The following is a 24,916-nucleotide window of genomic DNA, read 5'->3' as shown; positions in this document are numbered from 1 at the left end:
GCGTGCCGGCGGCGCGAGGACACCCGTCACTACTCGGCGCCCCACTCCCGCAGTGCCACGGCCACCTTCTCGATGCCGTCGACCGTCCTGATCGACGGGTTGAGATCGGCGCCGTTGACGACGATGTACCGTCGCTCGCGCACGGCGGGCATCTCGCGCGTGACGGGATCGCTCTCCAGGAAGGCGATCTTGCTGTCGAGGGCATCGCCCTCGATGCTGCGCCTGCTCAGATCGGCCAGCACGAGCGCGGACGGGTCACGCTCGGCGATGACCTCCCAGCCGATCTGCGGCCACTCGTCGGTGGTGTCCGCGAATACATTGGTGGCGCCGACAGAATCGGTGATGATGCCCGACGATCCGCAGCAGCCCGCCAGGTACGGCGTGCGCAGATCGGCGAACCAGAAAGCGAGCGACGTTCCCGCGGCGTCGAGATCGCCCGCCGCGGCCGCGTACCGCGCCTCGAGGTCGGCGACGAACTGCTCACCGCGTTCGACGACGTCGAAGACCGCTGCGATGTCCCGGATTTCGCGGTACACCGTATCCATCGTGAGCGGTTCCGTGCGGGCACCGTCGGCGTTGACACTCTGGTCCGTCTTGCCGATGCAGTCGGTGGGCGACAGATAGCTGGGCACACCGAGCGTGTCGAACTGTTCGCGTGTGGCGACGCCACCCGGGCCGAGCGTTCCGCCGAAGGACGCGGCGACGAAGTCGGGTTCGGTGTCGAGCACGACCTCGAGCGACGGCTTGTCGTCGGCGAGTCGCGGTACCCGTTCGTTGTCGGCGGCGAGGTTCTCCCGGACGGGGTCGGTCCAGGTGGCGGTGCCGACCATGCGGTCGGCCAAACCGAGCGACAGCATGATCTCGGCGGCGCCCTGGTTGAGCGCGACGGCACGCTGCGGCGGTTCGTCGACGGTGACGGTGTGCCCGCAGTTCTCGAGCGTGAGCGGATACGCGCCCCCGCCGGAGTCGGTCGTGCTCTCGCCGGAGTCGGCGACGCCTGCGCCGCATCCCGCGGCACACGCCGCGGCCACTGCGAGCATCGCGACCCGCGACGTGACGGCGGCACGGGAAGGACGGGCGATGAAGGACATGCGCGAGCGCGCAGACAGTGACACGGGAGAGGTTCTCCTCGCTCGGGGCTCGGTCGCGGAGCCGGACGGACGTACGCATTCCACGCCGAGAGATCGGACTTGCGGGCGAGGTGCCCGTCACCGTTGCGCGTCAGTCCCGGAATCGCACCGGGTTCACTCGCCGTGGAACGGCCGCAGGTGCGGCGCGGCCCAGCCTACGAGCCCCCCGCCACGCCTCCGACGCCGGGGCCGTCCGGTTCGCAGGTGGCCGGGCTACGCCGACGCGGCGGGCGGTTCGGGCGCGTCCCAACGGTTGAAACCGAGCCGGAAGCTCGGCAGATCGGCGAGCGAGATGGCCGACTCCCACGTGCGCTCGTAACCCGTGTGCGAGATCAGCCACCGACCGTCGGGGCCGCGGACGTACTCGTCGTGGTAGTACGCCGATCCGCGGAGCAGCAGGTTGTCCTCGGGCACGATCGTGATGTCCGACAGGCACCACACGCCGGTCGCATGATCGCCGTCGACGTCGATGTCGGGCTGTCCGCAGTGGTGTTCGGTGATGACGTGCGTGCCCAGTGTGTTCTCGAGGAAGGACACGAAAGAGTCACGGCTGTCGAAGTGCAGGTACTGCCCGTAGATCGCGGACACGTCGGAGGTGAGGGTGGCGGCGAGCTCGGGCCACGACTTGGTGTCGAGCGCGCGGCAGTAACGGCCCTTGAGCTGCTCTATCGCCTTGATCGACTCGAGATCCATTCCCGCGCCTCCTGAGGACACGACATGCACACCGTCCCTTCGAACCCTAGCCGGGAACACGTACTCGGGGCAGGAGAACGATCGACACCGGCGTGTCCATCGGACGCGCCGCCGCGCGCGTAACGATTCAGTCGAGCTGGTCTGCCGGGCGGACCGCCGTCATTCCTCCTCGCTCAGCAGGCCCGCGACGAGCACGTCGATCACCTCGTCGGTCGAGACCTCGGGATCGATCGGCGTGGTCAGAAGGTCGAACAGCAGACCGTCGATCGCGTAGTGGAACAACGCGATCTCGCGGCGGCCGCCCGGTAGTCCGGCGGCTCGGTTGAACGCGAGGTCTCCGTCGAATCCGGCACGGAGCCACCCGCCGACGATCTCGGCGAACTCGGGCCGACGTCCCGATTCCAGCCGCAGCTCGAACAGGGCCCTCGCGACGTCGGCTTCCGTCGTCATGCGCCGCACGATGTCGCGGATGTAGTCGGCGAACAGGGCACGGCTGGGCTTCCGACCGGCCCGCCGGGCCAGATCCTCGGCGGTCGGTCCGATTCTCTCGCCGATCCGCTCGAACAGCCCGGTGATCAGCGCACCTCGGCTGCGGAAGTAGTTCGACGTGGTGCCGCCGGGAACTCCGGCCTCCTTGTCGATCGCGCGATGGGTCAGCCCCCGCGCCCCCTCGCGCGCGAGCACCGCGATGCCCGCGTCGGCCAGCAGGCGACGACGTGCCTCGTTTTTGGCCATGAACGAACACTAGCGCAACCACTGCACCTGTTGTACTTTGAAACCACTACAACTGTTGTTGTCGTAGCACCTCACTGCGAGCGGAGAAACGATGCGAGAACTCACCTACTACGTTGCGGTCAGCCTCGACGGATACATCGCGGGCCCCGGCGGCGAATTCGACACCTTCCTCGCCGAAGGCGACCACATGGGACCGATCTGGGAGCGCTACCGCGGCACGGCACCGACGCAGCTGGCCGAGGCCGTCGGCCTGTCGGTCGCCGACGGTCCCTTCGACACGGTGCTCATGGGCTGGAACACCTACGCCGTCGGCATGCCCGACCACCACCTGGCCGACCCGTACCAGCACCTGCGGCAGATCGTCTTCACCCGCACACACGGGGCGCAGCCCGGGAGCGGCGAGGTGCAGTTCACCGACGTCGACCCCGTGGACACCGTTCGTGCGCTGAAACAGGAAGAAGGGAAGGGCATCTGGTTGTGCGGGGGCGGCGCACTCGCCGCGGCGCTCACCGACGAGATCGACCGGCTCGCACTGAAGATCAACCCGGTGATCCTCGGCGACGGCATCCCGCTCTTCGAGGCGGGCAAGTACGACCCGGCCGCATGGGAGCGGACCAGCACACAGGCGTTCGAGTCCGGGGTCGTCTTCGCGGAGTATCGGCGTCCGGCAGCCTGAGGGCACCTACTCGGGAGGCGCCGCGCGTGAACGGATTCAGTCGAGGTCGGCGGCCAGCTCCATCCACTGCTCCTCGGCCGCGTCCTTCTCGGCGACGACGGCCCTGAGCTGCGCGTCGAGTTCCTGCAGCCGGGCCGGATCGGTCGCGGCCTCGGCGAGCTTCACGTGCAGCGCCGCCTCCTTCTCCTCGCACTTGGCGACGGCGCGTTCGAGGCGCGCCAGTTCCTTGCGGGCCGCGCGGTCTTCCGCTCCCCCGCGCGCCCGGCCCGCGCTCGCAGGCGCGTCGGCGCCGACCGTCGCGGCGACCGACGGCGTCGCACTCGGACCCGATGCGGCGCGCCTGCGCAGGTACTCCTCGATGCCGCCGGGCAGATTGGTGAGCTTGCCGTCGCCGAACAGCGCCCACGTCGAGTCCGCGATGCGTTCGACGAGATAGCGGTCGTGGCTGATGACGACGAGGGTGCCCGCCCAGCCGTCGAGTAGATCCTCGAGCTGCTGGAGGGTGTCGATGTCGAGGTCGTTCGTGGGCTCGTCGAGCAGCAGCACATTCGGTTCGGCCATCAGCACACGGGTGAGCTGCAGCCTGCGTCGTTCGCCGCCCGACAGGTCCCCCACCGGCGTGCGCTGCCGCGCGGGTGTGAAGCCGAGCCGCTCGGCGAGCTGGCCGGCCGAGATCTCCTTGTCGCCCAACGTGATCCGCTCGGCGACGTCCTGCACGGCCTCGAGCACGCGCATGTCGGTCGGAAGGTCGTCGAGTTCCTGCCGGAGCCAACCGATCTGCACGGTCTGACCCTCGATCCGCTTGCCGGCCGCGAGCGGCGTGTCGCCCGCGAGCGCGCGCAGCAGCGTGGTCTTGCCCGAGCCGTTGACGCCGACGAGCCCGACCCGCTCGCCGGGGCCGAGACGCCAGGTCAACCGGTCGACGAGGACGCGGCCGTCGGGCGACTCGAGCCGCGCGTCTTCGAGTTCGACCACGACGCGGCCGAGTCGCCGCTTGGCGAACGACGCGAGCGCGACCGAGTCGCGCGGGGCAGGCACGTCCGCGATGAGCGCCTCGGCGGCCTCCACGCGATAGCGCGGCTTGGACGTGCGAGCCTGCGGGCCACGCCGCAGCCACGCGAGTTCCTTGCGCGCGAGATTGCGGCGCCGCTCCTCGGCGGCGTCGGCCTGCCGGGCGCGTTCGGCGCGCGCGAAGATCCAGTCGTTGTAGCCGCCCTCGTAGCTCTCGACCCTGCCGCCCACCACTTCCCACGTACGGGTCGCGACCGTGTCGAGGAACCACCGGTCGTGGGTGACGACGACGAGCGCGCTGCGGCGCGCCACGAGATGCTCGGCGAGCCATTGCACGCCCTCGACGTCGAGATGGTTGGTGGGCTCGTCGAGCACGAGCAGGTCGAGTTCCTGCACGAGCGCGGCGGCGAGCGCGACGCGGCGCCGCTCGCCGCCCGAGAGCCCGTCGACGCGGGCGTCGAGCCCGAGTTCGTCGATGCCGATACCGGTGAGCACCGAGCGGATCCGCGCGTCGCCCGCCCATTCGTGTTCGGCCACACCGAGCGGGCCGAGCACGACGTCGCGCACCGTCGAGCCCGCGGGCAGCACACCGCGCTGGGTGACGACGGCCATGCGCAGCCCGTTCACGCGGCTCACCCGGCCCGCGTCGGGCTCTTCGAGCCCGGCGAGCACCTCGAGCATCGTGGTCTTACCGCCGCCGTTGAGGCCGACGACGCCGATGCGTTCGCCCTCCTGGACGCCGAGGGACACCGAGTCGAGGAGCGGCTTGACGCCGAACGACTTCGACACCTGCTCGAGATTGACGAGATTGGCCATCAGTGGGATTCCTCCGACTCCGATTTCACTTCGCGTGCACCCGCGACGGGGCCGGTCGCGATCCGGACGGTGCGGCACACGCCCGCACCGGCGAGTTCCGCGCTCACCTCGACCGCCGAGTCGCGGTCGCTGCACAGGAACGCGCACGTGGGGCCGGATCCGGACACGATGCCTGCGAGCGCGCCCGCCGTGACGCCCGCCCGCAGCGTGCGCCGCAGCGACGGATCGAGCGAGAGCGCCGCCGCCTGCAGGTCGTTGCCGAGCAGCGGTGCGAGGGCGGCCGCGTCGCCCGCCGCGAGCGCGTGCAGCAGCGGTTCGGTGTCGCCGAGCCGCGGTGTCTGCCCGCTCGCGCGCAGGCGATCGAGTTCGCCGAACACGACCGGAGTACTCAGGCCGGTCTTCGCGAGCGCGAGCACCCAGTGGAAGGTGTTGCGCGCCAGCACCGGCAGCAGCTTCTCGCCCCGCCCGGTGCCGAGCGCCGTGCCCCCGTGCAGGCCGAACGGGACATCGCTGCCGAGCCGCGCCGCGAGCGCGTCGAGCTCGGTACGCGGGAGGTCGAGTTGCCACAGCGCGTTGAGCGCGACCAGCGTCGCGGCGGCGTCCGCACTGCCGCCTGCCATCCCGCCCGCGACGGGGATGCCCTTGTCGATCGTGATGTGCACGCCCGGGGTGCGCCCGACGGCCGCGCCGACCAGCTCGGCGGCCTTCCACGCGAGGTTGGTCGAATCGGCGGGCACCGACGCCGCGTCGGCGCCGCGGACTGTGACGCCGAGTTCGTCGGCGGGCACGACCGAGACCGTGTCGCTCAGCGACAGCGCTTGGAACACCGTGGTCAGCTCGTGGTAGCCGTCGTCGCGCAGGTCGCCGACACCGAGATGCAGGTTGACCTTGGACGGTGCCCTGACCACGAGCGGGCTGTGAACGACGGAAAGCACAATGTTCCACAATAGGCGCCGCGCCGCGTCGGACCACAATGCACAGGTCGGCGCCGAGCCACTGTCGCCGCGTGACCCCCGCCCCTGGTCGACAGGTGATAGCGGACACGATTCGACCGCATTGTCCGGCATAGTGAGCGCATGCGGGAAACGTCTGCGCGACTGTTGCGGCTGCTGTCGCTGCTGCAGGTGCGCGCCGAGTGGTCCGGCCGGGATCTCGCGGAGCGCCTCGACATCACCACCCGCACCGTGCGCCGCGACGTCGACAAGCTGCGCTCGCTCGGTTACCCGGTCGAGGCGACCGTCGGCGTCGGCGGCGGGTACCGGCTCGGTGCGGGCGCGCAGATGCCTCCCCTGTTGCTCGAGGACGACGAGGTGGTCGCCGTCGCGCTGGGCCTGCAGTCGGGCGCCCTCGCCGTGTCGGGCCTCGACGACGCACCCGCCCGCGCACTCGCGAAGCTGCGCCAGGTGATGCCGTCGCGGCTGCGGCACCGGCTCGCGAGCCTCGACGTGGAAGTCGACCGTCGCGTTCAGTCCAGTTCGGTCGACGCCGGCGTACTGTCGGCCGTCGCCGCGGTGTGCCACGCGCACGAGCGGCTTCGCTTCGACTACGTGACGCACGACGGGGAACGAGCGCGCCGCGAGGTCGAGCCCCATCGCGTCGTCCGGTCCGGCACCCGGTGGTACCTCGTGGCCTGGGACCTCGACCGCGACGACTGGCGCTCCTTCCGCGTCGACCGCCTCACGCCGAAGATTCCGACGGGCCCCCGGTTCGCGCCACGCCCGCTGCCCGACGGCGGCGCGGCGGCATTCGTCGCGCGCGGCGTCAGCCGAGTATTCGGGCAGGCGTCGGCGCGGGTGACACTGCATGCCCCACTCGAGGTCGTCGCGCCGAGAGTGAGCGACGAGTGGTGCGCCCTCGAGGGCCTGCCCGACGGCCGCTGTTCGGTGGTGTTGCACGGCAGTTCGCTCGCGTCGATCGCACGTTGGCTCTCCGCGTTCGACCTCGACTTCACCGTCGAGGAGCCGGCTGCACTGCGCGACGAATGCCGGATCCTGCGCGACCACGCCCTCACCGTCGCCCGTCGATACGGTTGCGCCTGACCGCTCGACAGGTGTCTCATACCTGGGGTATCGCGCATAACGAGCAGGACACGAACGTCGGGGAACAACATCACAGTGAACGTCGGGGAACGACTACCAGCAATCGAATCAGGACCTTTCGAACACGCGGCAGCACCTGTCGAGCAGACGGCGCCCGTGCGTCACGGCGTCGCCGCACGGGATGCGAGACCGTCCACGACCGTCGTCGCCGCGCACGTCGCGCTGTCGACCGCCACGACCGCGATGATGGGCTTCTCGCTGGCCTTCACGTGCGCGTGGGAAGACGGCAGCGAAGGCTGGACGTGGCCCGCGGCGTTCTCCACCGAATGGATGATCGTGGTCGTCGCGGTAGCCGCGGCGGCGTGGGGCGTCGTGAACACCGCACTGTCGTTGTCGCGGCCGTGCTCGCCGAGGGGCGTCACGGCAGCCACGGTTCTGGTCGCGCTCACCCTCGGGTGCAGCGCGGTGGCCGCCTTCGTCGGGCCGGATCACCGGATCGCCGTGCAGTTGTGGATCGTGTGCGCGATGAACCTCGCGTACCAGGCCGTGGGACTGCGCCGCACACGCTGACAGCGGCACTCACACGAACGACGAACGCGCCCAGAACGTAATGTTCTGGGCGCGTTCGGTTCTGCACACAGTCACTCACGCGGGGAAACGGAATTTCTGCCGCGCGAGGATGATTCGGGGCGAACTCCGAAGCAGGATCAGAGCGTGGTGACGCCGGTGGCCTGCGGACCCTTCTGGCCCTGGCCGATCTCGAACGCGACGCGCTGGTTCTCCTCGAGCGTACGGAAGCCGTTGCTCTGGATCTCGGAGTAGTGGACGAAGACGTCGGAGCTACCGTCGTCGGGAGCGATGAAGCCGAACCCCTTCTCGGAGTTGAACCACTTCACGGTGCCTTCTGCCATGTTCTTACCTCTCTGGCATGTTGCGGGTAGGCGACCGGTCGGGCGCCTACGAGGGTCGTCCGAACGAGACGTCGATTCACTTCCGCGGAATGAACATTCCGAAGGAATGGGACTCCAGGAGGATGTCCGAACGCTCGCACTATCGATTTGCGAGCGTGGACTGGCACAAACACAAAACTTACGACCGCAACCAGTATGGCACATCCCGCGACGGGGAGCGAGCGTCGACCCTGCGCGATGCCGGTCACACCGGGGCAGGCGGCACCGCGGCGAGCCGCACGAATGCGTCGATCGGCAACTGCTCGCCGCGCGCCTGCGGGTCGACGTCCGCGGCACGCAGCCGCCGCTCCGCCTCGGCCGCCGAGCCCGCCCAGCCGGCGAGAGCCGCACGTAAAGTCTTGCGGCGCTGCGCGAATGCCGCGTCGATGACCGCGAAGACGCGACGACGATGCTCGGCGTCGGTGGGCCACGGCGGGTCCTCGTACGCGTCGATGCGGACGAGCCCCGACTCGACGCGCGGCACGGGCCAGAAGACGTTGCGACCCACCGCGCCGGCCCGGCGCACGCTGCCGAAGAACCGCGCCTTCGCGCTCGGCACGCCGTACACCTTCGAACCGGGCTCGGCCGCGAGCCGGTCGGCGACCTCGGCCTGGACCATCACCAGCGCGGTGCGCAGGCTGGGCAGTTCCGCGAACAGATGCAACAGCACCGGCACCGCCACGTTGTACGGCAGGTTCGCCACGAGGGCGGTCGGTTCGCCCGCGATCTCGGCCGCGCTCACGCGCATCGCGTCCGCGCCGACGACCGTCAGCCGGTCGGCGAGCCCAGGGGCGCGCTCGGCGACCGTCGCGGGCAGCCGCGCAGCGAGCTTCGGGTCGATCTCCACCACGACGACACGATCGACGACGTCGAGCAGTGCGAGCGTGAGGGATCCGAGACCTGGCCCGACCTCGAGCACCGTGTCGCGCGGGCCGACCCCGGCCGCGGCGACGATGCGGCGCACCGTGTTGGCGTCGTGCACGAAATTCTGGCCGAGGGTCTTGGTGGGCCGGACTCCGAACTCTTCCGCGAGCGCACGCACCTCGGCCGGGCCGAGCAGCGCGGCGCGGCCACGCGCAGCCGCGTCGGGCTGCGGGTCACGGGGCTCGCGATTCTCGGAGTCGCGGAAAGAAGAGCTTTCGGGGTCGGACACGGGACGAACTTAACGTACCGGCCGGTCAGCCCAAACCTAGTCGGCCCGAGCACGACGGCCACGCGCCCCAGCCCTGCGTCTGCTGGGTGCGCGACGCGACCGCGATCTGTTCCTCGCGGGTCGCGAGATCGGCGCGCGGTGCGTACTTCGTGCCGCCCTGACGCTCCCACGTGTTCTGATCGAACTGCACGCCCCCGTAGAAGCCGTTGCCGGTGTTGATCGCCCAGTTGCCGCCCGCCTCGCACTGCGCGAGCGCGTCCCAGGTCGCACCGTTCGCGACCGGCGGCACCTCGGTGCCGGGCTTCGCGCCGACCCGCACGATCTTCGGCTGGGCGGGCTCGAGCACCTCACTCGCCGTCTCGGTGCGGCGGGCCTCGCTGCCGTCGACCACGTCGACGTCGAACGTGACCTTGCGAGTGCCGGGCGTGCCGGTGTGCTCGACGACGGTGCGGCTCTGGTTGAGCTCGGGATCTTCGATGCGCTGCTCGGGCGGTTCGAGCGGCAGCGTCTCGACGCGGCGCTCGGTGCGGTCGCGGGTGACGACGACGGTCTGCCCGTCCGCGGGTCGCGCGTCCGCCGCGGGGACCGTGCGGTCGCGCTGTTCGAGCGGGGCACCCGTCGCGGCGACGAGATCGCCGATCGTGGGGGCAGCGAGATGCACGTCCACCGGCGCGGCGTCGCCGTCGACGAGGCGTACCGACACGGGCGTCACGACGTCGAGCGACGCGCCGTCGAGGGGAAGGCGCTCGCCGCGCGACGCCGACACGTGCACGTCGCCCGCGAGGCGGAACTGCGCGAGCGCGTCGTCGACCGTGAGCGCCGTGGTCCACAACGACTGCTGCCTGCCGTCGACCGTGAGCGACACCTCGCGCGCACGGCGCAGTACGACGGTGTCGCCGTCCGACACCGACGCGTCGGCCGACGGTGCGACGGCGTCGCGCTCCCCCACCGGGTAGCCGGCGTCGTCGAGCACGTCGGCCACCGTGCCCGACATCGTGCCCATCGACCGCACGTCGCCGTCGACGTCGACAGTCACGGTCTTGTGCTGCGCGACGGCGATCCCGGCGCCGAGGATCAACGTCGCGAGCAGTGCGGCGATCACGCCGTACAGCAACGGCGAACGACTGTGGTTGATCCGGGCGAACGGGGACATGCGGGCCTTTCGTCGGGTCTGTTCTCAGCGAGCGCGCGGCTCGGCGGTTTCCGGGGTCAGCGCAGGCCGAGCTTGCTGGTGCACGACGGCCATGCGCCCCAGCCCTGGCCGGCCTGGACCTTCTCCGCGATCGCGATCTGCTGCTCGCGGGTCGCCATGTCGGGGCGCGCGGCGTACTGCGTGCCGCCGTAGCCAGCCCAGGTCTGCTGCGTGAACTGGAGGCCGCCGTAGAAACCGTTGCCGGTGTTGGCGGCCCAGTTGCCGGTGGCCTCGCACTGCGCGAGCGCGTCCCACGTGGAGGCACGGGCCGACACCGGCACGACGGGCTTGGGCTTGGTGCCGACGCGCACGACCGCGGCGGCGGGCTCACGCAGCGTCTCGGACGCGAGTTCGGCGCGCTCGGCCTCGACGCCGTTGACCGTCTTGACGCGCACATCGACCTTGCGCTCGCCGGGCACGCCCGGGTTCTCGACGACCGTGTCGCCCTCGTCGACGTTCGGGTCGTCGACGTGCGTGCGCGGCGGGTCGATCGGGAGGGTCTCGGTCCGCGTCTCGGTGCGGTCCCGGGTCACGTGCACCTCGAGGCCGTCGGTGACCGGGGTGTCGGCGGCGGGCGTCACGCTGTCGGCCTGCTCGAGCGGCGCGCCCTGCACGGACAGCAGGTCGCCCACGGTGAGCGCGGCGACGCGCACGTCGGCGAGCGGGGCGCCACCGTCGGCGATCTTGACGTTCTTCGGCGTCGCGACGTCGAGCGACGCGCCTTCGAGCGGAAGACGTTCGGACCGCGAAGCCGATACGAAGGTGTCGCCCGCGAGCTGGAACTGTTTCAGCGCCTCGTCGACCGTGAGTGCCGTGGTCCACAGCGACTGCTGTGCGCCGTCGACCGACAGCGACACCTCGCGCGCCCGGCGCAGCACGATCTCGTCGCCGTCGTCGATGCGGCTGTCGGCCGCGGGGGCGACCGCGTCGCGCTCGTCGACCGTGAACCCGCCTGCGTCGAGTGCGCCTCGGACGTCGGTGGCCATCGTGCCGAGCGAGATGCGCTCGCCGTCGACGTCGAGCGTGACGGTCTTGTGCCGCGACACGGCGAGCAGTGAGCCGACCACGAGGGTGGCGAGGACGGCGGCGACGACCGCGACGAGCAGCGGCGATCGTGACGCATTGAGCTTGGCAAGAGGTGACACAGTGGATCCCAGGGCTGACGGACAATTGATCACGGCACGGTAACGAACTGGCGATATTATGGCAACTTCATGCCTCTGACCAGCACTTTCGTTCCCACATGCCCCGTCTCGACCATACGAACGTGCGGCCCTGGAGATCCGGCGCGATCGGCCCCACGGGTGCACCACTGCGAAGTAGATTCCGAACTGCACACCACCCCGCGAACGGGGGTGCCGGACACTGGGCGGAGGTCACGACTTGGCAGGCCGATCAGGACAGGCGCCGACAGGGACGACGCGGTGGGCGGCACTCGCCGCGGTGCTCGGCGTCCTGGCGATGCTCTTCACCCCGGCGACGGCGTCGGCGCAACCCGGCCGCACGTACACCATCGCCACCGACGTGACTTTCGCGCCTTTCGAATTCCAGGACGGCTCCGGCAACTTCGTCGGCATCGACATCGACCTGCTGCACGCGATCGCCGAGGACCAGGGCTTCTCGGTGCAGATCCAGCCGGTCGGCTTCGACGCGGCACTGCAAGCGGTGCAAGCCGATCAGGCCGACGGCGTCATCGCGGGCATGTCGATCACCGACGAGCGCAAGAACGTCTTCGACTTCTCCGACCCCTACTTCCAGTCCGGCGTGCAGATGGCGGTGCTCGCCGACAACGACGACATCACGTCCTACGACGACCTGCGCGGCCGACGCGTCGCGGTCAAGAACGGCACCGAGGGCGCTGCGTTCGCCGAATCGATCAAGGCGCAGTACGGCTTCGAGACAGTCTATTTCGCCGATTCGGCGAGCATGTACGACGAGGTCCGCACCGGCAACTCGGTCGCGGTGTTCGACGACTATCCCGTCCTCGCCTACGGCATCACTCAGGGGAACGGCCTGAAGACCGTCACCGAGAAGGAAGCGGGCAACGACTACGGGTTCGCCGTCAACAAGGGGCGCAATCCCGAACTGCTGCAGATGTTCAACGACGGCCTGCAGAACGTGCGCGACAGCGGACGCTACGACGAGATCATCGACTCGTATCTCGGCGAGGGCGCGGCGTCGTCGGACAACTCGATTCCCGGGCTGATCAAGAGCACGTATCCACAACTGCTGAAAGGCCTGTGGCTCACGCTCGTGCTCTCGGTCGTGGGCATCGCGATCGCACTCGTGATCGGCGCGGTGTTCGGCCTGTTCCGGGTGTCCCGCAATGTGGTGCTCCGCGGCATCGGCAGCGTGTACGTCGCGGTCTTCCGCGGCACCCCACTGCTCGTGCAGGCCTTCTTCATCTACTTCGGCATCCCCGCTGCGCTGCACTTCCAGATGTCCGCGTTCACGGCGGGCATCATCACGCTGTCGCTCAACGCCGGCGCCTACATGACCGAGATCGTGCGCGGCGGCATCCAATCCGTCGACAAGGGTCAGATGGAAGCGGCGCGCAGCCTCGGCATCGGTTACCTGAAGTCGATGCGCAAGGTGGTCATGCCGCAGGCGATCCGCACGATGATCCCGTCGTATATCAACCAGTTCGTCATCACGCTCAAGGACACGTCCATCCTGTCGGTGATCGGCCTCGCCGAACTCACCCAGACCGGGCGCATCATCATCGCGCGCAACTTCCAGTCCTTCAACATGTGGCTGATCATCGCGGTGATGTACTTCGTGATCATCATGGCGCTCACCTGGGTGTCGAACCGACTCGAGAAGAGGATCAACGCATGACGCAGGCGACCGTCCCACCCGCGTCCCCCGCGAAGGTCAAGGTCTCGGTCACGGGACTGAAGAAGGCGTTCGGCGACAACGTCGTGCTCCGGTCGATCGACGCCGAGATCCACACCGGCGAGGTCGTGTGCGTCATCGGCCCGTCGGGTTCGGGCAAGAGCACGTTCCTGCGGTGCCTCAACCGACTCGAGGACATCACCGACGGGCGGGTGATCGTCGACGGCTTCGACGTCAGCGACCCGAAGATCGACATCGACAAGGTGCGCAGGCACATCGGCATGGTCTTCCAGCACTTCAACCTGTTCCCGCACATGACGGCGCTCGAGAACGTCATGCTCGCGCCGGTGCTCACCAAGACCGCGAGCAAGGCGGAGGCCCGCGAACGCGCTCTCGAGCAGCTCACGCAGGTGGGCCTGGCCGACAAGGCCGACGCGAAACCCGACAACCTGTCCGGCGGGCAGAAACAGCGAGTCGCGATCGCCCGGGCGCTCGCGATGAAGCCCGACATCATGCTGTTCGACGAGGCCACCAGCGCACTCGATCCCGAGGTGGTGGGCGACGTCCTCGCGGTGCTGCGCGACCTCGCCCGGGCAGGCATGACGATGGTGGTCGTGACCCACGAGATGGGCTTCGCACGCGAGGTATCCGATCGCGTGCTGTTCATGGCCGACGGTTACATCGTCGAAGAAGGCACGCCGGAACAGATTTTCGAGCATCCGCAGCAGAAGCGGACGCAGGACTTCCTGTCTCGGGTGCTCTGACCCGCCTTGCTGCGCCGAACGTGCCGGCGCCCCGAACGCAGCGGGTTCAGGAACACAGCGGGGTCAGGAACGCAGCGGGGTCAGGAACGGATGCGACGCAGCAACGCGTCGACGCTGAATGCACCCGCACCGACGGACGCGAGCAGCAGCGAGCCCGCACCGAGCGCGAGTACCAACTCGTATCCTCCGTCCGCGATCCAGATTCCGCTGTCGGCGTGCGCGTAGAGGAATGCGCCGATCATGTCGAGCACGAACAGCGCGCCGACGACCGGGACCAGCACACCGAGGATCAAGGCGGCGCCGCCGACGATCTCGAGCCACGTCGCCAGGAACGCACTGACCGACGGCGCGGGCACACCCATCCCTTCGAACGCCGCCGCCGTGCCGTCCTGCCCCCACACGCGGAGCTTCTGCAGACCGTGGGCCAGGAAGACGACTCCGATGCCGATGCGCGCAAGCAGAATGCCCACGCTCTGTACCGCGCTGCGGTTCTGTGCCGTTGTCGTCATGTGGGTGCCTTTCGTCGCGGTGCGGCCGGCGCGGGTCACGCCACGGCCACACCTCACGATACGAGACGGTAAGTTGAGACTTCAACTTACTTACTCGGGGCGGGCGCCTCCGGCCGCGAGTCGGTACACCCGCTCGGCATTGGCGGTCGCACACCGAGCGACCTCGTGCGGATCCTCGCCACGCAGTTCGGCGAAGGCGCGCGCCGTGTAGGGCAGGCAGTACGGCTCGTTCGGCGCGCCGCGGAAGGGGTGCGGCGTGAGGAAGGGCGCGTCGGTCTCGAGCAGGAACCGGTCCGACGGCACGAGCGGCGCGGCCTCGCGCAGCGCCTTCGCATTGCGGAAGCTCACGGTGCCGGCGAAGCTCAGCACGTAGCCGGCGTCGAGACACGCGCGGGCGGTGTCCGGGCCGGACGAAAAACAGTGGAAGATCACGGTTTCCGGCGCGCCTTCCTCGCGCAGCACGCGCAACACGTCGTCGTCGGCCTCGCGATTGTGGATCATGAGCGGTTTGCCGAGCCGCTTGGCGAGGTCGATGTGCCAACGAAAGCCTTCGATCTGGGCGTCCCGTTCGGCGCAGCCCTCGAGCTTGCCGGGCCAGTACCAGTCGAGGCCAGTCTCCCCCACCGCAACGGTGCGCTCGTCGCTCGCGAGCCGCTCGATCTCCTGCTTCGTCGCGACGTCGAGAGTGTCCGCCCGCGTCGGATGGATCGCGGCCGCGGCGTACACGCGGCCGTCCCAGTGCGCCGCCGCGACGGCCGCGCGCGCGGCGTCGAGGTCGTCGGCGACGGTGACGACGCGGCCGACACCGACGCTCGCGGCACGATCGACGATCGCCGCGACGGACTCCGCGTCGGTGCCGCCGCACGCGTCGAGATGCGTGTGCGCGTCGATCAACGGTGGGAGCGGATCGGGCAGATCGGGAGCAGGTCGCGTGGCACTCATGCGCCCATTCTTTCAGCGCTCATGCGCCCATGCTCTCAGGGCTCATGAGCCGATCGGCCCGTGCCGAGACGAAGCGCAGCAGGCGCCCGGCCTTCCGGCGTGTGGACTGTGCCACACTGAGCGGCCCCACCACCGATCGGGAGCGAGGTACGTCCATGGCGGTTCCCACGCTCGCGGGACAGGTCGTCGCGGTGACCGGCGGCGCCCGCGGTATCGGCTTCGAGATCGCCCGCGCGCTGGCCGCGGCCGGGGCCCGCGTCGCGATCGGCGACCGTGACGGCGCCCGCGACGCCGCCGCGAGCTTGGGCGAACGGGTTGTCGGGCTCGATCTCGACGTCACCGACACGGCGTCGTTCACGCGCTTCCTCGCCGAGACGGAGCAGCGCCTCGGCCCGCTCGACGTGCTCGTCAACAATGCGGGGGTCATGTGGGTCGGGGCCTTCGACGACGAACCCGAAGTCGCGACGCGACGCCAACTCGACGTCAACCTGCACGGGCCCATCCGGGGCGTGCGGCTCGCGGCACCCGCCATGCGGGCGCGAGGACGCGGTCACATCGTGACGGTGGCGTCGACGGCGTCGAAGCTGTCGCCACCGGGCGAATCGACGTACGCCGCGACCAAGCACGGCATCTACGGCTATCTCGCCGGAGTACGGGAGGAACTGCGCGGCACCGGCGTCGAACTGTCGGTCGTGATGCCGACGGTCGTCGACACCGAACTCGCCGCGGGCACGTCGCCCGGCGGCGTGAAGCTGCTGCAACCTGCCGACGTCGCGAAGGCGGTCGTCGACGTCGTGCGCCGGCCCCGGTTCGAGGCGACGGTGCCGTCGTACGTCGGTCCTGCCGTGCGGTGGGTGAACGTGCTACCCGGGCCGCTGCGCGATCGGGTGCTGCGGCGCATGGTGCCGAACCAGGTGCGTGCCGCCGACCACTCCGCACGCAGCAGCTACGAGGCGCGCACCGTGGCCGACGAGAACTGACCCGACCCGTCGATTACCGGACCGTCACGGCCGACGAGCACGCTGCGCGGATAGAGTGGTCCCACCATGACTGACGCGCATCCCACTCGGCCCCCGTTCTACGTCACGACGGCCATCGCCTACCCGAACGGCGCACCGCACATCGGCCACGCGTACGAGTACATCTCCGCCGATGCGATCGCGCGCTTCAAGAGGCTCGACGGTCACGACGTGTTCTTCCTGACCGGCACGGACGAGCACGGCCTGAAGATGCAGCAGACGGCGGCCAAGGAAGGTGTGCCGGTCGAGCAGCTCGCGGCGCGCAACTCGGATGCGTTCCAGGCGCTCGACAAGGTGCTCGGCATCTCGTACGACCGGTTCATCCGCACCACTGACGCCGATCACGTCGAGGCGAGCAAGGCCATCTGGAAGCGCATGGTCGATGCCGGCGACATCTATCTCGACACCTACTCGGGCTGGTACTCGGTGCGCGACGAGGCGTTCTACGCCGAGGCCGAGACCACCGTCCACGAGGACGGCACGCGTATCGCGACCGAGACGGGCACGCCCGTCGAGTGGACCGAGGAGTCCACCTACTTCTTCCGGCTCTCGAAGTACCAGGACGCGCTGCTCGACTTGTACGAGAACCGGCCGGAGTTCATCGCGCCCACCACCCGGCGCAACGAGGTCGTGAGCTTCGTCAAGGGCGGCCTCAAGGACCTGTCGATCTCGCGCACCACCTTCGACTGGGGTGTCGAGGTGCCCGACGATCCCGCACACGTCATGTACGTGTGGGTCGACGCGCTCACCAACTACCTCACCGGTGTCGGATTCCCGAACACCGATTCGGAGCAGTTCCAGGAGTTCTGGCCCGCGAACCTGCACATCATCGGCAAGGACATCACGCGTTTCCACACCGTGTACTGGCCGGCATTCCTGATGTCGGCGGGCATCGAGTTGCCCGAGCGCGTCTTCGTGCACGGGTTCCTCTACAACAAGGGCGAGAAGATGTCGAAGTCGGTCGGCAACATCGTCGACCCGATCGCGATGGTCGAGCAGTACGGCCTCGACGCGGTGCGTTTCTTCCTGTTGCGCGAGATCTCGTACGGCCAGGACGGCAGCTACAGCCACGACGCGATCGTCACGCGCATCAACGCCGATCTCGCGAACGAACTGGGCAACCTCGCGCAGCGGTCGCTGTCGATGGTCGCCAAGAACTGCAACGGCGCGGTGCCGATTCCCGGTCCACTCAGCGGTGCCGACGAGGCGCTGCTCGTGCAGGCCGACGCGCTCGTCGACACCGTCCGCGCGCACATGGACGTGCAGGCGCTGCATCTCGCCCTCGAGGCGATGTGGTCGGTGCTCGGCGAGACCAACCGGTACTTCTCGGCACAGGAACCGTGGGTACTGCGCAAGACCGACCCGGCGCGCATGGAGACCGTCCTGTACGTGACCCTCGAGGTCGTGCGCATCGTGTCGATCCTGGTGCAGCCGGTCATGCCGGACGCCGCGGCCAAGCTGCTCACGTTGCTCGGGCAGGGCGACGAGGCCCGGCAGTTCGCGGACCTCGGCACGCGCATCGTGCCCGGCACCGAGCTGCCGAAGCCGTCGGGCGTCTTCCCGCGCTACGTCGAGCCGACCGAAGACTGACGCGAGGCGATGCGTTCCGGCGGGCCTCGAAAACCTATGCAGCCGAGGACAGTACCCGCCGTCCGATCGGCAGATGCCGACCGACGATCCACCGATAATCCGGTGGGCGAATCATTCCCCGCCAGTGGTAGCGACCACGAGGTCTTCGCCACCGAAAGGGCTGAGGCGATCATGACGGTTGGCAAAGTACCGGTTGTGCAGGTCGGACGAGGTCACGACTTGCACGTCGGCGAAACCAGCGTCACGCGCAAGGCTGATCGCCTCATCGGGCGCCAGCAAGCTCAGCCAGGGATGTCCGGATGCAGCGGCCCCTTCAGCGGCTCCCTCCAGGATCGGACGAATCTCCAACGGTGCCATCTCGATCGGGCGTGAGTAGCTGAAAACCATCACCGAGCCGGCAGCGAGTGAAGCCGCCGCACGTAGCGTTTCCGTGATCGCCTCACGCGTGAGGTACATCGTCACGCCGAGCATCGACACGACCGTCGGTATCGCCGGGTCCAGGCCCGCGGACACTGCCTTGTCGAGCCATGACTCTCCGGCCTCGAAGTCGACCGGAACCAGGCGCAATCGCTCCGGCGCCAACAGTCCAAGCGCGTCCAGCCGCTGACGCTTCCAGGCCTGGGTGGCAGGCGCATCGACCTCGAACACGCGCACACGTCCCTCATCGCGCTGCGCGAAGGTGTCCAGGCCTGCCCCCAGGACCACGTATTGTTGCGCGCCACGGTCCGTCACAACATCTTCCGTAGCGCGCGCCCGGGCAACGATCGAGGACCGGTTGGATCTCGTACGTTCGGGGTCCATATCGGGACGTTGCTGCCAGTCATCGCCATCGATGCCCGCGATCTGCACCCCAATCGTGTCGTCCAGCACATGTGGCGGCTCGTCGATGAGTACGTGCAGTGCCCGCCACATCGCGGTGCGAACCGCCGTCGAATCAGCTCCACTGCACATGAGTCAGTCTCCGTCCCGCCGGTCGTCGGGCATCGGAGCCTGAAGTCCCCAGACCCGCCCGTCGGGGTCACGTATCGTCGTCATCCTGGTGCCGAAATGCGTCTCCTCGAATGGGCCGTCGGCGCCTAGTTCTCGGAGGCGGCCCTCGGCCGCGTCGGCGTCGGGCACGCCCAGGACGAGCTGGAGGGTCGGATCACGGTCCGGGGGGATCTCCGCGATGAACAGGGGCGGACCGGACTGGCTGCGCAACTGGCCGGAGCTGTGGTCGGTCTCGAATTCGATCTCGTAGCCCAATCGCTGGAAGAAGCGGGCCGACTTCCCCCAGTTGCGTGTCTCCAAGAACACAGCCTCGATACCCTCGGTCATGTCAGCTCCTCTCCTGTTTGCTTCTCTGTCCGTGTTTCCCGGCTTTCCACCCAGTGCAGATGCGCGCTGAGCGCATCAGCCACGATTGCGCTCAGCGACGACTCGGATTCGACTGCGTGGTGCTTGACTCGCTTGATCAGCTCGACCGGCAGGTACACGTTGAATTGTTTGACTTCACCGCTACCCATGACACCGAGGCTATCATGCTAGCAATCTAGTTTGCTGCAGATACGATATCCGCGGTTGCGACGACAATGCACCGATCTACGTCGGCGCGTTGCCAGCGACAAGCCGGATGGGGTTGACCCAAGGCTGGGCCGTGGCCGTGTCGAGGTACGACGATGTGCGCACTGCCGTGACGGCGCCCCGAGTTGCGGCGGTCAGCTCTCGCGCCGCGCTGCGAGAACCGCTTCGTAAAGTTCCCTTTTCGACACACCGTCGGTGGCGACGAGCGCGCATGCGTCCTTGAGCCGCGCCCCCTCGCCGACGAGGCGTTCGACGTCGGCCACGAGGTCGTCCGGGTCGGCGGCCCGGACGGTCGCGCCTTCGAGAACGACGGTGATCTCGCCGCGCACGCCTTCGGCTGCCCACTCGGCAAGCTCGCCCAGGGTGCCGCGGCGCACTTCTTCGTAGGTCTTGGTCAGTTCGCGGCACACGGCCGCGCGCCGCTCGGGGCCGAGTACCTCGACAGCATCCGCGAGACACGCGTCGAGGCGATGCGGCGCCTCGAAGAACACGCACGCACGCGCTTCGGTGCGCAGCGTCTCCAGCCACGCCTTCCGCGGACCGGACTTGCGCGGCGGGAAACCGTCGAAGCAGAACCGTTCGACCGGCAGTGCCGACAGCGCGAGTGCGGTCGTGACGGCCGACGGGCCGGGGAGGCAGGTGACCGGAAGATCCTCGGCGACGCACGCCGCGACGAGCCGGTAGCCGGGGTCGCTGACCGACGGCATGCCCGCGTCGGTGACGAGCAGGACGGTGCGGCCCGCCGCGACGTCGGCGACGAGCCCGGGCGCGCGGGACGTCTCGACCTGATCGTAGAAGCTCACCACTCTGCCGGTGATCGTGACGCCCAGCGCCGACGCGAGCGCCTTCGTGCGGCGCGTGTCCTCGGCGGCGACGACGTCGGCGCTCCCGAGCGCGGCGCGCAACCGCGGCGACGCGTCGTCCACCTCGCCCATCGGAGTTGCCGCGAGCACGAGTCGTCCAGCCATGCCCCACAGCCTACGGTCGGGCCGACGCCCTACGATTGCCACGTGACGATGCTGACCGACGAGCCGACCGACGGGTCGCGCACAGCGTCACCGGGGCCCCGGGTTCCGCCGGACGACTTCGGACCGCTCGACCGCGCACGCGGCTGGATCGTCACGCTCGTCGTCACGGCCGTCGCCGCCGTCACGCGCTTCGTGATGCTCGGCTACCCCACCGACGCGGGCACCCCGGTGTTCGACGAGAAGCACTATGCACCGCAGGCGTGGCAGGTGCTCACAGGTGGCGGCGTCGAGGACAACCCCGCGTACGGCCTCGTGGTGCATCCACCGGTCGGCAAACAGATGATCGCGCTCGGCGAGGCACTGTTCGGATACAACGGCTGGGGCTGGCGGTTCAGCGCCGCGGTGGCAGGCACGATTCTGGTGTTGCTGGTCGTGCGCATCGTGCGCAGGCTCACCCGGTCCACGCTGCTCGGCGCGCTCGCAGGCATCCTGCTGATCGCCGACGGCGTCACCTTCGTGTCGTCGCGCATCGGGATGCTCGACATCTTCCTCGCGCTGTTCACGGTCGCCGCATTCGGCTGTCTGATCGTCGACCGCGACCAGGTACGCGAACGCATGGCCCGCGTGTATCACGACGGCCGTATCGGGCTCACCGACTTCGGACCCCGGCTCGGCGTGCGCTGGTGGCGGTTCGGTGCGGGGCTGATGCTCGGGCTCGCGTGCGGCACCAAGTGGTCCGGCGCGTACTTCATCGCGTTCTTCGGGCTGATGTGCGTCGCCTTCGACGTCGCCGCGCGCCGCGCATACGGGGTGCGCAGGCCGTGGGTGGGCGCGCTCGTGCGCGACATCGGTCCCGCGCTGTACGCGCTCGTCGCGATCCCGCTCGTCGTGTACCTGTGGACCTATCGCGCGTGGTTCGCGGGCGAGGTCACCGTCGACCGGCACGCGGTGGGCACCGACGTCGGGTCGGGTGGCCCGTGGTCGTTCGTGCCCGACGGGCTGCGATCGCTGTGGTACTACAACGCGAACGTACTCGAGTTCCACTCGGGGCTCACCAATTCGGCGGGCAACCATCATCCGTGGGAGTCGAAGCCGTGGACATGGCCGATGGGTCTGCGGCCGATGCTGTACTACTTCGCCGACGGCGACTCGGTCAGCGGCTGCGGAGCCGCGAGCTGCGTCAAAGCGGTCATGCTCGTCGGCACGCCCGCGATGTGGTGGCTCGCGTTGCCGATGCTCGCGTGGGCTCTGTGGCAGGCGCTCGTGCGCCGCAACTGGCGCTACGGCGCCGTGCTCACCGGATACGGTGCGGCGCTCCTGCCGTGGTTCGTCACCCTCGACCGCCAGATGTACTACTTCTACGCAGTCGCGCTCGCACCCTTCCTCGTGATGGGTCTCGCGCTCGTGCTGGGCGACATCCTCGGCAAGGCGTCGGCCACCTACGAGCGCCGCACGACGGGCCTGCTCGCGGTGTGTCTGTACGTCGGTCTCGTCGTCGCCAACTTCGTGTGGCTGTGGCCGATCCTCACGGCGATGCCGATCTCTCCCGAGATGTGGCAGCGCGAGTTGTGGCTGCCCAGCTGGCGTTAGGGAGTGTCCGACGATGGCTGGGCCGTGATCCGGCCATCGGTGGAGGTTTGCCGCGGGGCAACGAAGTGACCGGTAGCCCGCACTGCAACCAGCAGACCTGTCGACGCCAGTCCTGCTGCGCGACTGCCGCGATAGTGGAGCCGGTTCGAACACACGCGCTCCAACTCACTCTGCGGAATCGGGCGAAACAGCACGACGGGCGCGTCCGATCCGGCGATCGTGACTTCCAGTTCGCCTGCGGGCACCGGACCGATGACGGATCCGCAGACAACCCTTCGGGGCCCGACACTGTCGACCGGGACCGAGATGGTCGCACAGAGTGCCCAGCCGATCATGGCCGACGCCAGGACTACCAGCAATGCGCAGCCCGAGCCGAACAGAACCGCATATCGACTGCGACGACGCCGCTTCCACCAGAAACAGGTGAGCGGCAGTGCGACACCGAGGTACACCCACCATGCCCACGACACGAGGAGCCCGAGCGATACACGGCTGCGCCTGATCGGCACCGTCGTCGCCGAGCGATCGTCTACCGCGCTGTGGTGTTGCCGAGGGGCCGCACCGGACGAAGGCCCCGGCTCCGGGGCGACCTCACGTCGTCCCGGAGCCGGGGCCTCGTCGACTTCCTCGGTGCGGTGGCTCAGCGCCGGAAGCGGACTCTCCTGCGTGCACGCGCGGTGACCTGACTGCGCTCGTGGGCGAGCGCGACGACCATCGGGTCGTTCGCCAGATCCTTGTACAGCGAGAAACACAAGCCGATCATCACGATCACGAACGGCGACGCCGCGATGATCGTCATCGTCTGCAGGCCGTCGAGTGCGGTGTCGCCGCCCGTCCACAGGATGAGCGCCGCGACGCCACCGGTGAGCACACCCCAGAAGATCACGATCCATCTCGACGGCTCGAGGGTGCCGCGTTGCGACAGACCACCCATCACCATCGACGCCGCGTCGGCGCCCGAGACGAAGAAGATCCCCACCAGCATCATCACCAGGACGGTCGTCACCCCGGCGAGCGGCAGGTGATCGAGCATCCCGAACAGCTGTGCCTCCTCGGTGGCCTCCGACGCAAGGTCGGCGACGCCCTCTTCCTGTTCTCGAATGCCGGCACCGCCGAAGATCGCGAACCACACCAGGCTCACGAGGCTCGGGACCAGCATCACGCCGACGACGAACTCGCGGATCGTGCGCCCGCGGCTGATCCGCGCCAGGAACAGCCCGACGAAGGGGGTCCACGAAATCCACCATGCCCAGTAGAAGATCGTCCACGACGACAGCCAGTCGGCGGTGGCGGTGTCGGTCGACGCCGCGGTGCGCGCGGCCATCTCGGGCAGTTCCGCGAAGTAGCTTCCGAGCGACGTGGGCAGCAGATTGAGGATGAACACCGTCGGCCCGACGACGAAGACGAATACCGCAAGGATCAGCGCGAGCACCATGTTGATGTTCGAGAGCCATTGGATGCCCTTTGCGACACCCGACACCGCCGAGGCGACGAAGGCCGCGGTCAGCAGCGCGACGATCGTGACGAGCAGCATCGTGCTCATGTGGTCCATCCAGCCGACCACATGGAAGCCCGAGCCGATCTGCAGCGCACCGAGACCCAGCGAGGCGGCGGTGCCGAACAGCGTCGCGAAGATCGCGAGGATGTCGATCACCTTGCCGATCGGCCCCTCCGCGCGGCGGCCGAGCAACGGCAGGAACGCCGAGCTGAACAGCTGTTTGCGGCCGCGGCGGTAGGTGCCGTACGCGATCGCGAGCCCCACCACCGCATACATCGCCCACGGGTGCAGGGTCCAGTGGAACATGGTGGTGGCCATTGCGGTTCCGACGCCGCCGTCGGTGCCGGGCGGAGGTGACGCGAAGTGCCCGAGCGGTTCCGCGACGCCGAAGAACATGAGGCCGATGCCCATGCCGGCGCTGAACATCATCGCGATCCAGCTCACGGTGCGGAATTCGGGACGGTCGCCGTCCTTCCCGAGCGGGATCTTCCCGTACTTGCTGAGCGCCAGCCAGATCGCGAAGAACACGAATCCGGTGGCGGACAGCACGAACAGCCAGCCCCAGTCGGTGACGATGTAGTCCAGGATCGAAGTCGTGGTCGACTCGAGATTCTCCGGAGCCACCAGGCCCCACACCACGATCGCGAGGACGGCCACAGCAGCGACCGAGAATACGGCCGTATCCGTCTCGACTCCCGTCCGCCGCCTTATCGGCCCTGACAGTCTGGTTTCAGTTGCCACAAGAACTCACGTTCTCATATCGGCAGGCGTCAGGAAGAAAAAGCCCGGTCGTCGTCACAAAGCCGTCATCATCTGCGCGTCACGTCGGCGTGTCGAGCGCCGCACGCACGAAACCGAGGATGTCGTCGTCGGGCAGCCCGAGCGAACGCAGGTGGGCAACATAGTCGGTGGCCTGCCGTTGCGCGCGTGTACGAGTGGGGTCGCCGCCGTCGGCGATGAACGTGCCGCGTTTGCCGCGGGTCTCGATGACACCGGATTCGCCCAGCTCACGATAGGCTTTCGCGACCGTGTTGGGCGCGAGCCCGATCTCCGCGGCCAACGCCCGCACGGTCGGGATCTTCGTCCCTGCGATCAACCGGCCGCTGCGCACTTCGCCGAGGATGTGCAACTTCAACTGGTCGTACGGGGCCACACTCGAGCTGGGATCGATGTCGATGCGCAAACGCTCATCACCTCGTTCGTTTCGCGGGCGAAAACTGGTACGGACGAATCCAATATTCAA

The 24,916-nt window shown here is 68.8% G+C and carries 25 protein-coding genes; 8 read left to right on the top strand and 17 right to left on the bottom strand.

What is annotated here, in order from left to right; translation table 11 throughout:
* Positions 1-29: 29 nt before the first annotated feature.
* The 3 genes from HCA44_RS07765 to HCA44_RS07755 form a co-directional block, all read right to left on the bottom strand.
* Positions 30-1,040, bottom strand: coding sequence for an ABC transporter substrate-binding protein (locus HCA44_RS07765; RefSeq protein ID WP_169648099.1), 1,011 nt, complete (start codon positions 1,038-1,040; stop codon positions 30-32).
* A 303-nt stretch (positions 1,041-1,343) separates the two neighbouring features.
* Positions 1,344-1,823: a nuclear transport factor 2 family protein gene (locus HCA44_RS07760; protein ID WP_169647967.1), complete on the bottom strand. Its 480-nt coding sequence runs from the start codon at positions 1,821-1,823 to the stop codon at positions 1,344-1,346.
* 159 nt (positions 1,824-1,982) lie between these two features.
* Positions 1,983-2,558, bottom strand: a complete 576-nt coding sequence (locus HCA44_RS07755; protein WP_169647966.1) for a TetR/AcrR family transcriptional regulator — start codon at positions 2,556-2,558, stop codon at positions 1,983-1,985.
* A 91-nt stretch (positions 2,559-2,649) separates the two neighbouring features.
* Here HCA44_RS07755 and HCA44_RS07750 point away from each other — a divergent pair, with 91 nt between their 5' ends.
* Positions 2,650-3,234, top strand: a complete 585-nt coding sequence (locus HCA44_RS07750) for a dihydrofolate reductase family protein (RefSeq protein WP_169647965.1) — start codon at positions 2,650-2,652, stop codon at positions 3,232-3,234.
* Positions 3,235-3,270: 36 nt separating this feature from the next.
* Here the strand turns inward: HCA44_RS07750 and HCA44_RS07745 are convergent, their stop codons facing one another.
* Together HCA44_RS07745 and HCA44_RS07740 are read right to left on the bottom strand one after the other, a co-directional pair.
* Positions 3,271-5,061 (bottom strand): ABC-F family ATP-binding cassette domain-containing protein, encoded by a 1,791-nt coding sequence (locus HCA44_RS07745; RefSeq protein ID WP_169647964.1) that lies wholly within the window; start codon positions 5,059-5,061, stop codon positions 3,271-3,273.
* A complete protein-coding gene (locus HCA44_RS07740) occupies positions 5,061-5,996 on the bottom strand; it encodes a 4-(cytidine 5'-diphospho)-2-C-methyl-D-erythritol kinase (RefSeq protein ID WP_169647963.1) in 936 nt (311 codons plus the stop codon). Before HCA44_RS07740 ends, HCA44_RS07745 begins: the two co-directional genes overlap by 1 nt.
* A 141-nt stretch (positions 5,997-6,137) precedes the next feature.
* Between HCA44_RS07740 and HCA44_RS07735 the strand changes: the two genes are divergently transcribed.
* Complete coding sequence (locus tag HCA44_RS07735; protein ID WP_169647962.1) at positions 6,138-7,100, top strand: YafY family protein; 963 nt, start codon at positions 6,138-6,140, stop codon at positions 7,098-7,100.
* A 156-nt stretch (positions 7,101-7,256) separates the two neighbouring features.
* Positions 7,257-7,670 carry a hypothetical protein gene (locus HCA44_RS07730; RefSeq protein WP_169647961.1) on the top strand — a complete coding sequence of 138 codons (414 nt, stop codon included), beginning with the start codon at positions 7,257-7,259 and terminating at the stop codon, positions 7,668-7,670.
* Positions 7,671-7,807: 137 nt separating this feature from the next.
* On the opposite strand, the gene HCA44_RS07725 is transcribed toward HCA44_RS07730, so the two are convergent.
* The 4 genes from HCA44_RS07725 to HCA44_RS07710 form a co-directional block, all read right to left on the bottom strand.
* Complete coding sequence (locus HCA44_RS07725; protein ID WP_169647960.1) at positions 7,808-8,011, bottom strand: cold-shock protein; 204 nt, start codon at positions 8,009-8,011, stop codon at positions 7,808-7,810.
* 244 nt (positions 8,012-8,255) lie between these two features.
* A complete protein-coding gene (gene rsmA / locus HCA44_RS07720; RefSeq protein ID WP_206037880.1) occupies positions 8,256-9,110 on the bottom strand; it encodes a 16S rRNA (adenine(1518)-N(6)/adenine(1519)-N(6))-dimethyltransferase RsmA in 855 nt (284 codons plus the stop codon).
* 118 nt (positions 9,111-9,228) lie between these two features.
* Positions 9,229-10,356 (bottom strand): resuscitation-promoting factor, encoded by a 1,128-nt coding sequence (locus HCA44_RS07715; protein ID WP_169647958.1) that lies wholly within the window; start codon positions 10,354-10,356, stop codon positions 9,229-9,231.
* 56 nt (positions 10,357-10,412) lie between these two features.
* The gene (locus HCA44_RS07710; protein ID WP_169647957.1) at positions 10,413-11,540 is read right to left on the bottom strand and encodes a resuscitation-promoting factor; all 1,128 of its coding nucleotides are present in this window, start codon (positions 11,538-11,540) and stop codon (positions 10,413-10,415) included.
* A gap of 316 nt (positions 11,541-11,856) precedes the next feature.
* Here HCA44_RS07710 and HCA44_RS07705 point away from each other — a divergent pair, with 316 nt between their 5' ends.
* Positions 11,857-13,233: an amino acid ABC transporter substrate-binding protein/permease gene (locus HCA44_RS07705; RefSeq protein ID WP_169648098.1), complete on the top strand. Its 1,377-nt coding sequence runs from the start codon at positions 11,857-11,859 to the stop codon at positions 13,231-13,233.
* Positions 13,230-13,994: an amino acid ABC transporter ATP-binding protein gene (locus tag HCA44_RS07700; protein ID WP_169647956.1), complete on the top strand. Its 765-nt coding sequence runs from the start codon at positions 13,230-13,232 to the stop codon at positions 13,992-13,994. The genes HCA44_RS07705 and HCA44_RS07700 overlap by 4 nt, the downstream gene beginning before the upstream one ends.
* An 80-nt stretch (positions 13,995-14,074) precedes the next feature.
* On the opposite strand, the gene HCA44_RS07695 is transcribed toward HCA44_RS07700, so the two are convergent.
* The gene (locus HCA44_RS07695) at positions 14,075-14,503 is read right to left on the bottom strand and encodes a DoxX family protein (protein ID WP_169647955.1); all 429 of its coding nucleotides are present in this window, start codon (positions 14,501-14,503) and stop codon (positions 14,075-14,077) included.
* A 90-nt stretch (positions 14,504-14,593) separates the two neighbouring features.
* Positions 14,594-15,445, bottom strand: a complete 852-nt coding sequence (locus HCA44_RS07690) for a TatD family hydrolase (RefSeq protein WP_169647954.1) — start codon at positions 15,443-15,445, stop codon at positions 14,594-14,596.
* A gap of 155 nt (positions 15,446-15,600) precedes the next feature.
* Between HCA44_RS07690 and HCA44_RS07685 the strand changes: the two genes are divergently transcribed.
* Together HCA44_RS07685 and metG are read left to right on the top strand one after the other, a co-directional pair.
* A complete protein-coding gene (locus HCA44_RS07685) occupies positions 15,601-16,425 on the top strand; it encodes an SDR family oxidoreductase (RefSeq protein ID WP_169647953.1) in 825 nt (274 codons plus the stop codon).
* 66 nt (positions 16,426-16,491) lie between these two features.
* On the top strand, positions 16,492-18,054 hold the full coding sequence (metG, locus tag HCA44_RS07680; RefSeq protein ID WP_169647952.1) for a methionine--tRNA ligase: 1,563 nt from the start codon (positions 16,492-16,494) through the stop codon (positions 18,052-18,054).
* 111 nt (positions 18,055-18,165) lie between these two features.
* On the opposite strand, the gene HCA44_RS07675 is transcribed toward metG, so the two are convergent.
* The 4 genes from HCA44_RS07675 to rsmI all read right to left on the bottom strand — a co-directional run bounded on the left by HCA44_RS07675 (position 18,166) and on the right by rsmI (position 20,585).
* Positions 18,166-19,005, bottom strand: coding sequence for a class I SAM-dependent methyltransferase (locus HCA44_RS07675; protein WP_169647951.1), 840 nt, complete (start codon positions 19,003-19,005; stop codon positions 18,166-18,168).
* 3 nt (positions 19,006-19,008) lie between these two features.
* Positions 19,009-19,371, bottom strand: coding sequence for a VOC family protein (locus tag HCA44_RS07670; RefSeq protein WP_169647950.1), 363 nt, complete (start codon positions 19,369-19,371; stop codon positions 19,009-19,011).
* The gene (locus HCA44_RS07665; RefSeq protein WP_169647949.1) at positions 19,368-19,559 is read right to left on the bottom strand and encodes a ribbon-helix-helix protein, CopG family; all 192 of its coding nucleotides are present in this window, start codon (positions 19,557-19,559) and stop codon (positions 19,368-19,370) included. The genes HCA44_RS07670 and HCA44_RS07665 overlap by 4 nt, the downstream gene beginning before the upstream one ends.
* 192 nt (positions 19,560-19,751) lie before the next feature.
* Positions 19,752-20,585 carry a 16S rRNA (cytidine(1402)-2'-O)-methyltransferase gene (gene rsmI, locus HCA44_RS07660; RefSeq protein ID WP_169647948.1) on the bottom strand — a complete coding sequence of 278 codons (834 nt, stop codon included), beginning with the start codon at positions 20,583-20,585 and terminating at the stop codon, positions 19,752-19,754.
* Positions 20,586-20,633: 48 nt separating this feature from the next.
* Here rsmI and HCA44_RS07655 point away from each other — a divergent pair, with 48 nt between their 5' ends.
* Positions 20,634-22,175, top strand: coding sequence for a phospholipid carrier-dependent glycosyltransferase (locus HCA44_RS07655; protein ID WP_169648097.1), 1,542 nt, complete (start codon positions 20,634-20,636; stop codon positions 22,173-22,175).
* Between the two features lie 640 nt (positions 22,176-22,815).
* Here HCA44_RS07655 and HCA44_RS07650 read toward each other — a convergent pair.
* Together HCA44_RS07650 and HCA44_RS07645 are read right to left on the bottom strand one after the other, a co-directional pair.
* Positions 22,816-24,396 carry a BCCT family transporter gene (locus HCA44_RS07650; RefSeq protein WP_206037878.1) on the bottom strand — a complete coding sequence of 527 codons (1,581 nt, stop codon included), beginning with the start codon at positions 24,394-24,396 and terminating at the stop codon, positions 22,816-22,818.
* Between the two features lie 97 nt (positions 24,397-24,493).
* Positions 24,494-24,856: a GntR family transcriptional regulator gene (locus HCA44_RS07645; RefSeq protein ID WP_169647946.1), complete on the bottom strand. Its 363-nt coding sequence runs from the start codon at positions 24,854-24,856 to the stop codon at positions 24,494-24,496.
* Positions 24,857-24,916: the final 60 nt, after the last annotated feature.

The sequence above is a fragment of the Rhodococcus sp. HNM0569 genome (assembly GCF_012726205.1).
GTDB lineage: Bacteria > Actinomycetota > Actinomycetes > Mycobacteriales > Mycobacteriaceae > Rhodococcus_F.
The sequence above is the reverse complement of the archived record's forward strand: the minus strand, read 5'-3'. Positions and strand labels throughout refer to the sequence as shown.

Excerpts from the sequence above, each read along its gene's own strand:
- HCA44_RS07685 (WP_169647953.1), top strand. The coding sequence starts at position 15,601 with ATGGCGGTTCCCACGCTCGCGGGACAGGTCGTCGCGGTGACCGGCGGC.
- HCA44_RS07695 (WP_169647955.1), bottom strand. The coding sequence starts at position 14,503 with ATGACGACAACGGCACAGAACCGCAGCGCGGTACAGAGCGTGGGCATT.
- HCA44_RS07765 (WP_169648099.1), bottom strand. The coding sequence starts at position 1,040 with ATGCTCGCAGTGGCCGCGGCGTGTGCCGCGGGATGCGGCGCAGGCGTC.
- HCA44_RS07705 (WP_169648098.1), top strand. The coding sequence starts at position 11,857 with ATGCTCTTCACCCCGGCGACGGCGTCGGCGCAACCCGGCCGCACGTAC.
- HCA44_RS07735 (WP_169647962.1), top strand. The coding sequence starts at position 6,138 with ATGCGGGAAACGTCTGCGCGACTGTTGCGGCTGCTGTCGCTGCTGCAG.
- metG (WP_169647952.1), top strand. The coding sequence starts at position 16,492 with ATGACTGACGCGCATCCCACTCGGCCCCCGTTCTACGTCACGACGGCC.
- HCA44_RS07665 (WP_169647949.1), bottom strand. The coding sequence starts at position 19,559 with ATGGGTAGCGGTGAAGTCAAACAATTCAACGTGTACCTGCCGGTCGAG.
- HCA44_RS07755 (WP_169647966.1), bottom strand. The coding sequence starts at position 2,558 with ATGGCCAAAAACGAGGCACGTCGTCGCCTGCTGGCCGACGCGGGCATC.
- HCA44_RS07670 (WP_169647950.1), bottom strand. The coding sequence starts at position 19,371 with ATGACCGAGGGTATCGAGGCTGTGTTCTTGGAGACACGCAACTGGGGG.
- HCA44_RS07700 (WP_169647956.1), top strand. The coding sequence starts at position 13,230 with ATGACGCAGGCGACCGTCCCACCCGCGTCCCCCGCGAAGGTCAAGGTC.
- HCA44_RS07655 (WP_169648097.1), top strand. The coding sequence starts at position 20,634 with ATGCTGACCGACGAGCCGACCGACGGGTCGCGCACAGCGTCACCGGGG.
- HCA44_RS07745 (WP_169647964.1), bottom strand. The coding sequence starts at position 5,061 with ATGGCCAATCTCGTCAATCTCGAGCAGGTGTCGAAGTCGTTCGGCGTC.
- HCA44_RS07690 (WP_169647954.1), bottom strand. The coding sequence starts at position 15,445 with ATGAGTGCCACGCGACCTGCTCCCGATCTGCCCGATCCGCTCCCACCG.
- HCA44_RS07750 (WP_169647965.1), top strand. The coding sequence starts at position 2,650 with ATGCGAGAACTCACCTACTACGTTGCGGTCAGCCTCGACGGATACATC.
- HCA44_RS07760 (WP_169647967.1), bottom strand. The coding sequence starts at position 1,823 with ATGGATCTCGAGTCGATCAAGGCGATAGAGCAGCTCAAGGGCCGTTAC.
- rsmI (WP_169647948.1), bottom strand. The coding sequence starts at position 20,585 with ATGGCTGGACGACTCGTGCTCGCGGCAACTCCGATGGGCGAGGTGGAC.
- HCA44_RS07715 (WP_169647958.1), bottom strand. The coding sequence starts at position 10,356 with ATGTCCCCGTTCGCCCGGATCAACCACAGTCGTTCGCCGTTGCTGTAC.
- HCA44_RS07725 (WP_169647960.1), bottom strand. The coding sequence starts at position 8,011 with ATGGCAGAAGGCACCGTGAAGTGGTTCAACTCCGAGAAGGGGTTCGGC.
- HCA44_RS07675 (WP_169647951.1), bottom strand. The coding sequence starts at position 19,005 with ATGTGCAGTGGAGCTGATTCGACGGCGGTTCGCACCGCGATGTGGCGG.